This window comes from Natronoarchaeum sp. GCM10025321 (assembly GCF_042663585.1).
Lineage (GTDB): Archaea > Halobacteriota > Halobacteria > Halobacteriales > Natronoarchaeaceae > Natranaeroarchaeum.
In genome coordinates this window covers 1-8225 of record NZ_JBHTAN010000005.1, presented here as the reverse complement: position 1 = coordinate 8225, position 8225 = coordinate 1, and the positions used below count along the sequence as shown (strand labels likewise).

At 62.5% G+C, this 8225-nt stretch carries 7 protein-coding genes and 4 pseudogenes; 4 read left to right on the top strand and 7 right to left on the bottom strand.

Annotated features, from left to right (window positions below):
* Positions 1–1311: pseudogene (locus tag ACFQL3_RS02565) on the bottom strand (S9 family peptidase); the annotation flags it as partial.
* Positions 1312–1593: 282 nt separating this feature from the next.
* Between ACFQL3_RS02565 and ACFQL3_RS02560 the strand changes: the two are divergent.
* On the top strand, positions 1594–1893 hold the full coding sequence (locus tag ACFQL3_RS02560; protein WP_377051105.1) for a helix-turn-helix transcriptional regulator: 300 nt from the start codon (positions 1594–1596) through the stop codon (positions 1891–1893).
* A 9-nt stretch (positions 1894–1902) separates the two neighbouring features.
* Here the strand turns inward: ACFQL3_RS02560 and ACFQL3_RS02555 are convergent.
* The 3 genes and pseudogenes from ACFQL3_RS02555 to ACFQL3_RS02545 form a co-directional block, all read right to left on the bottom strand.
* Positions 1903–2256: pseudogene (locus ACFQL3_RS02555) on the bottom strand (LysE family translocator); the annotation flags it as partial.
* A gap of 188 nt (positions 2257–2444) precedes the next feature.
* Entirely contained in the window at positions 2445–4694 is a 2250-nt protein-coding gene (locus ACFQL3_RS02550; protein WP_377051103.1) for a CDC48 family AAA ATPase, read from the bottom strand.
* Positions 4691–4933, bottom strand: a complete 243-nt coding sequence (locus ACFQL3_RS02545; protein WP_377051101.1) for a DUF7127 family protein — start codon at positions 4931–4933, stop codon at positions 4691–4693. The genes ACFQL3_RS02550 and ACFQL3_RS02545 overlap by 4 nt, the downstream gene beginning before the upstream one ends.
* A gap of 190 nt (positions 4934–5123) precedes the next feature.
* Between ACFQL3_RS02545 and ACFQL3_RS02540 the strand changes: the two are divergent.
* Positions 5124–5912, top strand: a pseudogene (locus ACFQL3_RS02540) (alpha/beta fold hydrolase).
* On the opposite strand, the pseudogene panB reads toward ACFQL3_RS02540, so the two are convergent.
* Positions 5909–6722 (bottom strand): annotated as a pseudogene (gene panB / locus ACFQL3_RS02535) (3-methyl-2-oxobutanoate hydroxymethyltransferase). The pseudogenes ACFQL3_RS02540 and panB overlap by 4 nt on opposite strands.
* 118 nt (positions 6723–6840) lie before the next feature.
* Here panB and ACFQL3_RS02530 point away from each other — a divergent pair.
* Complete coding sequence (locus ACFQL3_RS02530) at positions 6841–7080, top strand: hypothetical protein (protein WP_377051099.1); 240 nt, start codon at positions 6841–6843, stop codon at positions 7078–7080.
* A gap of 8 nt (positions 7081–7088) precedes the next feature.
* Here the strand turns inward: ACFQL3_RS02530 and ACFQL3_RS02525 are convergent, their stop codons facing one another.
* The gene (locus tag ACFQL3_RS02525; protein WP_377051097.1) at positions 7089–7541 is read right to left on the bottom strand and encodes a molecular chaperone TorD family protein; all 453 of its coding nucleotides are present in this window, start codon (positions 7539–7541) and stop codon (positions 7089–7091) included.
* Positions 7542–7582: 41 nt separating this feature from the next.
* Positions 7583–8113 (bottom strand): NrfD/PsrC family molybdoenzyme membrane anchor subunit, encoded by a 531-nt coding sequence (nrfD, locus tag ACFQL3_RS02520; protein WP_377051107.1) that lies wholly within the window; start codon positions 8111–8113, stop codon positions 7583–7585.
* Here nrfD and ACFQL3_RS02515 point away from each other — a divergent pair.
* A partial coding sequence (locus ACFQL3_RS02515; protein ID WP_377051109.1) for a hypothetical protein occupies positions 8031–8225 on the top strand: 195 nt, incomplete at its 3' end. The two genes, nrfD and ACFQL3_RS02515, sit on opposite strands and share 83 nt — an antisense overlap.

Below are 8225 nucleotides of genomic sequence, written 5' to 3'. Positions count from 1 at the left end.
CGATCAGCGACTCGACGAACTCACGGCCACGACCGGTCGAGCCACGGTAGTTGACCTGCAGCACCGAGTAGCCCTGCGAGACGAGCACCTGCGTGTAGAGGTCGAACGATTGCTGATCTCTGGCGCGCGGCCCGCCGTGTGGTTGACGATCAGCGGGGAGGGTCGTTCGCCGGAATCGTACAGCAACGCCCCGATTTCGAGTTCCTCGTAAGAGTCGTGGTCGACGGCTTTCGCCGGCGTCTCGGGCACGCCATCGGACTCGACGGTGAAGTACTCGGCATCGGCGAAGTCATCCGGCTCGAACGGGCCGTACCCGCTTCGACGAGCACCTCGTACTCGTCGGTTGCGAGGTCGTAAGCGAGCAGTTCCGCCGCGCGTGGTGGTGTGCTGGAAGACGAGTCGCCCGTCGTCGAGGACGACTTCGCCAGTTGAGACCTGCCCGAACGACGAGACGCCCTCCGGGACATCCAGTTCGCGGCCCTCGCCGGAGTCCAGATCGTAGACGACCGGTACCGAGACGGCGTCCCGGTCCCGGGTAGCGATGGCACGGTCCCCATCGGGGTGGAAACAGACGCCCGTTTCCTCGTACTCGCCGTCGCCGTACCATGTCACCGCCTCAGTTGTGAGGTCGTAGAGGCCGATACGGCCGAGATCCTCGGTGTTGTCCATCACGAGCAGTCGGTCGCCATCGGGTCCCCAGTCGACAGGGTTCGCTTCGGCGCCGACTTCGCCGATCTGGAGGTTTCGAGGGTCGTCGCTCGCCGCGACGTAGACGTCCTGGTTGTCGTAGTCGTCGGTCTCGTTGGTGGAGTAGGCGATCCGGTCGCCGTCCGGCGAGAGTAACGCCCCCCAGACGGCCCGTTCGTAGTCGGTCAGTTTCTCCGTCTCCCCGGCGGTCAGATCGTGTCGGTAGACGTTCATCTGGCCGTCCCGCGACGATCCGACGAACAACCTGTCCTCGTGGATGTCCGAGATCATCACCTGCCCGTCCATCTCCAGTACGGGTTCGGCCTCGCCGTCTCGGCTTAGGGCGTGGACGTCGTTCTGTTCGTTGCCGTCGTCATCGAGGTGGAAGAGGACGCGGTCGCCATCGTCGTCCCACTGGACGAACCAGCGGGCGTTCCGCGGAACCTCGCCCTCCGACCACTGTGTGATCTCACCGCTCTCGACGTCAAGTACGTGGAGTTCGTTGCGGCCAGTCACGTCGTAATAGAACGCGATTTCGTCGCCGTCGGGCGATACTGTCGGATGGGCGAGGGTGGGTAGACTCGCCAGTTCCTCGATTACGTCTGGACTCTCTGAGTCAGCCATCATCTTCCGTTTTTCACTAACCTTAGTTAAATTCTCGACAGGAAGGGAATTTGGCCGGGATCGGGAGTGTCTTTCGCAGTCGACTGCCTCTCGCGAACCGGGGCGTCATCCTCTCGATCTACCGATAGTTACCTGATCTATCAACTCTGGGCCAAGTGTAGTGTACTCTACTATTTCGGCGAGCAGTTCATCTACGATCCGGTTTCGAGGGTCTTTCGACCGCTTTCGAACTACCGCAAAACACATACATTCATAATACCCTTGCCTCTTATACTATACAGAATGTTCGATCTGACCGCCTTCCAGCGCGACTGCCTGTACGTCATCCAGGGGCTCGACGAACCGAAGGGCCTCGCAGTGATGGACGAACTCGAGGAGTACTACGAATCCGACATCAACGCCGGACGCCTCTACCCCAATCTCGACGAACTCGTCGACAAGGGACTCGTGGAGAAACACCAGAAGGATCGACGGACGAACGCGTACGTCCCGACGCGACGCGGTCGGCGCGAAATCGAGGCGCGAGCGGAGTGGAAAGAAAACCAACTCGGCACCAGCGCCGAGACGCCCGCGGACGACTGAGCAGGCCCCTCACAGGAGCCCTGCCGCTCCGACCCAGAGGAAGACGAGGCCGAACCCGGCCAGCACCACGCCACTGAGCCCCGCGATAATCGGTGCGAACGCGTCGATGCGCCGCCCCACTCTGACCAGCCCGCCTGGATACACCACTATCCAGATGGCGATGCCGGCGAAGAAGCCACTCAGGAGCGCAATGCTTCCCGTCTGTACGATCAGTGTTCCCGCCAGCCGCTCGCCCACCAGCGGGACGTATTTAAATACGTCGAGCCGTCCGGGAGTGAGCAGTCCGACGCCGACGGTGATCCAGAACCCGATCTGATAGGGGTTGGTCAACGAGAGGGCGAACGCCTTCCGAAAGCCGGTCGATTCGTGAGAGATGTCAGCCGGTGAACGACCCTGCCGCACGGAGCGTCCTCGGCGATAGCATTCAGCGACGCACGAGTCCGAACACGGCCCCGACAGTCGCAGTAGTCAGCGCGGAGAGCACACTCAACATTGCCGGAGAACCGTGAAAAATTCGTCGACAGCGGTTCTACGTCGGTCGTCTCGCCGCTTTACTGGAAGGTTCGGCCGAGCTGTTCGGAGTCCGGTTCCGTTCGCGTGAGTTCGGATTCGAGCTCCTCGTAGCGCTCGCGAACGTCGTCGGTCACGCTCGGGCCGACCTCGTCGAGGGCCTGCTCGAAGTGTTCGCGCGTGATACGGACGTTCCCGATGCTCTCTTTGATCCCCTCGGGTTCGACCGAGTTGATGAACTCGCGGGAGGCGGCCATCGACGCCTCGCGGGTCACGGCCTCGATGTCCGCGCCGACGAAGCCCTCAGTCTGGCTTGCGAGCCACTCCATGTCGATGCCCTCGGCGAGGGGCTTGTTTCGCGTGTGCACCTCGAAGATGGCCTTGCGGGCGTCCTCGTCGGGCACCGGCACGTGGACGTGACGGTCCAGTCGACCGGGCCGGAGCAGGGCGTTGTCGATCAGGTCCGGACGGTTGGTCGTCGCGATGACGACCACGTCTTCGAGCTGTTCGAGCCCGTCCAGCTCGGTCAGCAGCTGCGAGACGACGCGTTCGCCGACGTTCGAGTCGCCGCCGCCGCTTCCGCGCTCCGTAGCGATGGCGTCGATCTCGTCGAAGAACACCACGGTCGGGGCGTTCTCGCGAGCCTTGCTGAACACTTCACGGACGCCCTTCTCGGACTCACCGACCCACTTCGACAGTAGCTCGGGGCCCTTGACCGAGATGAAGTTCGAGTCGGCCTCGTTGGCGACTGCTTTTGCCATCAGCGTCTTCCCAGTCCCTGGTGGGCCGTACAGCAGGACGCCCTTGGCGGCCTGCATATCCATCGTCTCGAACACGTCGGGGTACTCAAGCGGCCACTGGATCGTCTCGACGAGTCGGTCTTTCGTGTCGTCGAGTCCACCGACGTCGTTCCACGTGATGTCGGGGACCTCGACGAACACTTCGCGGAGTGCGGAGGGTTCGATCCCCTTGATCGCCTCCTTGAAGTCGCGTTCGGTGACCTGCAGGGAGTCCAGGATCTCGGCATCGATCTCGTCGCTTTCGAGGTCGATCTCCGGTCTGATCCGCCGGAGCGCGTTCATCGCGGCCTCTTTGGTGAGGTTGGCGAGGTCAGCGCCGACGAACCCATGCGTGTTCTCCGCGTACGATTCGATATCGAAGTCCTCGGTCAGGGGCATCCCGCGGGTGTGGACCTGCAGGATCTCCTCGCGGCCGCCCTTGTCGGGGACGCTGATCTCGATCTCGCGGTCGAACCGCCCACCACGCCGCAGTGCGGGATCGATCGCATCGACGCGGTTGGTCGCCGCGATGACGGTGACCTGACCGCGCTCTTCGAGCCCATCCATCAGGCTCAGTAGCTGTGCGACGACCCGGCGTTCGACGTCGCCACCGGCCTCGCCGCGCTTGGGTGCGATCGAGTCGATTTCGTCGATGAAGACGATCGCAGGCGCATTCTCCTCGGCTTCTTCGAACACCTCACGGAGCTGTTCTTCGCTCTCGCCGTAGTACTTCGACATGATCTCCGGGCCGGAGATGGTCTCGAAGTAGGCATCTATCTCGTTGGCGACCGCCTTCGCCATCAGCGTCTTTCCGGTGCCTGGCGGTCCGTGAAGGAGCACGCCTTTCGGCGGCTCGATACCGAGTTGCTGGAACAGTTCCGGATGGCGCATCGGCAACTCGATCATCTCTCGGACCTGCTCGTCGTCGAGGCCACCGATGTCCTCGTAGGTGACCGACGGTCCGGTCTCGGAGCGTTCGGCCTCGCCGCTGATCTGTTCGGCGGGCGTCTCGCTGATCTCGATGTCGGTCGAATCGGTAACGACGACTGTTCCGCTCGGCTCCGTGTTCGCGATTTTCAGCGGCACCGAGCGTCCGTTCCCGGACATCGGGCCGAACGAAAGCGGGAACGGCACTGTCTGGTTCTCGGTGATCGCCTGTCCGCTAAGCTTGTCACGGACAAGCGGACCGATGTTTCCGCGGATGCGGAGGTTCTGGGGGAGTGCAACAGTCACACTCGTCGCGGGCTGGACGTCCGCCTTCTCCACGGTGACGCTGTCGTCGATACCGACGTCGGCCTCCTGTCGAAGACGGCCGTCGATCCGAATGACGTTCTGTCCCTCGTCCTCGGGGTAGCCCGGCCAGACGCGGGCAACCGCTTTCCGCCCGTCGCTCCCCTCGATGACGATGTAATCGCCGTTTTCGAGGTCGAGTTCGCTCATCGATACACGATCGATCGCGGCGAGTCCCCGGCCTGCGTCTTTCTGTTTGAGTGGTTTGACAGTGAGTTTCATCGTCGCTCCTCCAGTTCGATAGTGAGGACTCCGTTTTTGATAAACGCTTGCGCATCCTCGTGGGGCAGATCGATGTCGATCTGCTCGCCCTCTTCGGGCAGGACGATAGCGGTGTCACCGACGACGTCCACGGTGGCGTCCACGCCGCTTCCGAGATCCGCAACGACCCGGCGAGTGCCGTCGACGTCGTACTCCCGCACCGGCCGATCGTCTCGTCGTGAAAACTGTTTGATATCCATGATTCCTAACAATAGGTTAGTCGTGCTAGTATATAAACTTTACTCTCAGAATCGCAAGAGGGCATATATAGCACAAGTATAGACGAAAAGCGGTTCACACCAGATTTCGGTACGACTGCTTCCGGAGAGGCTACTATCGACCGGGCTCTGTCGGGGGAACATTCACGTCGCGTTGCGGTCAACATGTAGTATGGAAACGTACACACACCACGGTCGGACGACGGCATATCGGCGGACCGACCGCGGTGGCGACGGCCCGACGGTCCTGTTCGTGCACGGTAGCGGTGCGACGAGCGATATCTGGCGGCAACAGCGAACGCTCGCGGATCGGTACGAGGTCGTAACGATGGACCTCAGCGGCCACGGCGAGTCGGAGGACGCCGACGTTGGCGCCGGCTACGAGACGCTCTCGGTCTATGCCAGCGATGTCGTCGCTATCGCACAGGAGACCGACGCGGACGTGCTGGTCGGGAACTGCTTGGCGGTGCCGTCCTGTTGCATATGGCGCTCGAACGCGATTACGACCCCGGAGCGCTCGTGCTGACTGGGACCGGCGCGAAACTCGCCGTGCTCGAGGACTTGCTGTTGGCTAGACGACGACTTCGAGCGTGCCGTCGAGTTCCTCCACGCGGACGGGCGATTGTTCTACGACCCCGACGAGGAACTACGGTCGGCGTCGGCGGCGGCCATGATGGAGGTCGGCCGTGAGATCACGAAACGGGACTTTCGGACCTGCCACACGTTCGACGTTCGCGATCAGTTAGAAGAGACCGACGTGCCATCGCTTACAATCTACGGCGAGCACGACCAGTTGACGCCGCCGCGCTACCACGGGTATCTCGCCGAGGAGTTGCCCGACGCCGCACGAGCAATCATCGAAGATGCGGCCCACCTCTCGATGCTCGAACGGCCGGACGCTTTCAACACCGCACTCGAACGGTTCGTCGACGGGCTAGCGGAGAGCGGTTCGCTCGATTAGTATAGATCGTCGAGTTCCTCCGAGTACTGACTATGCTCCTCTGCCGGGAACTCACCCTCCAACACCGCTTCGACGTAGCTATCGATTGCCGACTGCATCTCCGCTCGGACGTCGCCGAACTGCTCCGCGAAGGGCGGCGACCACTCGCCGAGGCCGATGGCGTCGTTGAACACCAGTACCTGCCCGTCGGTTGCCGGGCCGGCCCCGATGCCGATGGTCGGTATCTCCAGTTCGTCGGTGACCGTCTCTGCCAGATTCGCCGGGACGTGCTCGCACCAGCGAGAACGCGCCCGCTTCCTCGTGGGCGTGTGCGAGGTCGATGATCTCCTGGGCGGCTTCTGGATCCGAACCCTGCTGAGTGTAGCCGCCGAGTTCGTTGATGCGCTGTGGCGTCAACCCCAGATGCGCCATGACCGGGATTCCCAGTTGGTGGAGTCGCTCGGTCAGTTCGACGGTGTGTTCGCCGCATTCGAGTTTGACCGCATCTGCGTGGGCCTCCTTGAGCATCCGACCGGCGTTCTCGATGCTCGTCTGCCGATCGGTGCCGTAGCTGAGGAAGGGCATATCCGCGACGACCAGTGCCTCTTCAGCGCCCCTGGCCACGGCGGCGGTTCGGCTCGCTACCTCGTCGACCGTTACCGGCAACGTGGAGTCGTAGCCCAGTACGGCGTTGCCCATGCTGTCGCCGACCAGTATCACGTCGACGCCTCGTTCGTCGATCAACTCTGCGGTCGGTGCGTCGTACGCTGTCAGCATCGTAATCGGCTCCTCGCCCGCCCGGGCGCGGATGTCCTGCACGGTCAGTCCCATACAGGGTGGTTGGTGATGGAGCAAATAAATGGCGTGGGAAGATCAATAGCCCGACATCGGCGAGGACGGCCGGCCACGATGTCGGATATTTATACCCACCCGTTCCGAACCCGGCCGTATGTACGGAGTCCGGGAGATTCTTGCGGCCGTGCTGGCGTTCGGCCTCGGCCTCGCGCTCGTCGTCGCGCCGAACGCAGTGGTCAGACTGCAGTTTTTCGCACAGGGGCCCACCACAGGCCGGCACGGCGAGTATGGCGAGGACCAGGTGCTTACGGAGCAACAGGCATGGCTTGCCCGTGCTGTCGGGCTGATTCCGATCGGGATCGCGGGCTACATCCTCGCTCAGCCGCTGGTGTGATCCCTCGATCACTCGGCGTATCGTTCGCCCATCGCTTGGACGACCGAATCGAGCGTCCGGACGGCCCACAGATAAAACCCTGAGTCCGAAGTCGCCTCGACGCGCTCGCGAAACGCGGGGATCCAGTCGAAGTGGGCTTCGTGAAAGTTGGCATACCCCTCGTGTTGCTCTGCTTCCAGCAACAGACTCGCGTACTCCAGCAGCAGGGAGACGTGATCGGCTGGATACTCCGGAGGAACCGCGGCGTCAAGCGCGTCGTATCGACTCTTCATGTCGCTCGCCGGCGGTCCCGAGAGGATGCCGCGTTCGGTGCCGTCCCACCACTCTTCGTAGGCGGATTCGGCGGGGGAGCGTACTCGCCTTCGAACGCTCTGAAGGTCCGGAGATACTCCCTGCGGGCCCGGGCAATATCTTGAACCGGGGCGGTGCGTCGACGCTGTCAATCGGTAACGATGCTGCACACTCTGCGACGATCGTCCCGAGCGTTCCGTTCCGGACCGCGTCAACGAACGCTTCGTCCGGATGCTGGAAACACGTCGCAAGCGTGGCGTAGAGGCGGGTGTGGTCGTCGTTCATCGTTTGTGTAGTTGCTTATCCGACGTAGACTGGCTGGTGGATCGCCGCGTAGATTATCACAAATCGTAGCATGAACGATCCGGCGATAACCAGCCCGAACTTCGTCGTACAGATCCGTTTGGTCATCAACACGTTCTCTTCGCGGAGGAACTCGACGACCTGCTGGGCGCCCGAGATAACGAGCGGAACCACCAGTCCGAGGCCGAGCACGCCCACCCACAGCAGGAGACCGTACCTCCGTGAGGCTGGCGTACGTCTCGGTGTCTGCTGGCCCGCCCGTAGACAGCGTGTACAGCAACGCCGCCAGCACCACAATCTCGACGATGATAATCGCGTCGTCGAGGATGCTAAACCGATGGACGAGATGGCTGTCTATGTCGCTGGCTAGCTGCGAGAGCATCAGAACCGCCGCGATACCCGCCGAGAACCCGCTCGCCAGGAACAGCAACGGGAGGATGTTCGGGTTCCACAGCGGCACGTTCCAGCCGACGTCGCTCAGCAGCAGTGCCGTAGACGATCAGCAACACGGCGAGGACGATGCCGATCACCTGCACGGCGACGGCGGCGAG

Bases quoted from the DNA above. Each gene is read 5' to 3' on its own strand.
- ACFQL3_RS02560 (WP_377051105.1), top strand. From the start codon at position 1,594: ATGTTCGATCTGACCGCCTTCCAGCGCGACTGCCTGTACGTCATCCAG.
- ACFQL3_RS02550 (WP_377051103.1), bottom strand. From the start codon at position 4,694: ATGAAACTCACTGTCAAACCACTCAAACAGAAAGACGCAGGCCGGGGA.
- ACFQL3_RS02545 (WP_377051101.1), bottom strand. From the start codon at position 4,933: ATGGATATCAAACAGTTTTCACGACGAGACGATCGGCCGGTGCGGGAG.
- ACFQL3_RS02530 (WP_377051099.1), top strand. From the start codon at position 6,841: ATGTACGGAGTCCGGGAGATTCTTGCGGCCGTGCTGGCGTTCGGCCTC.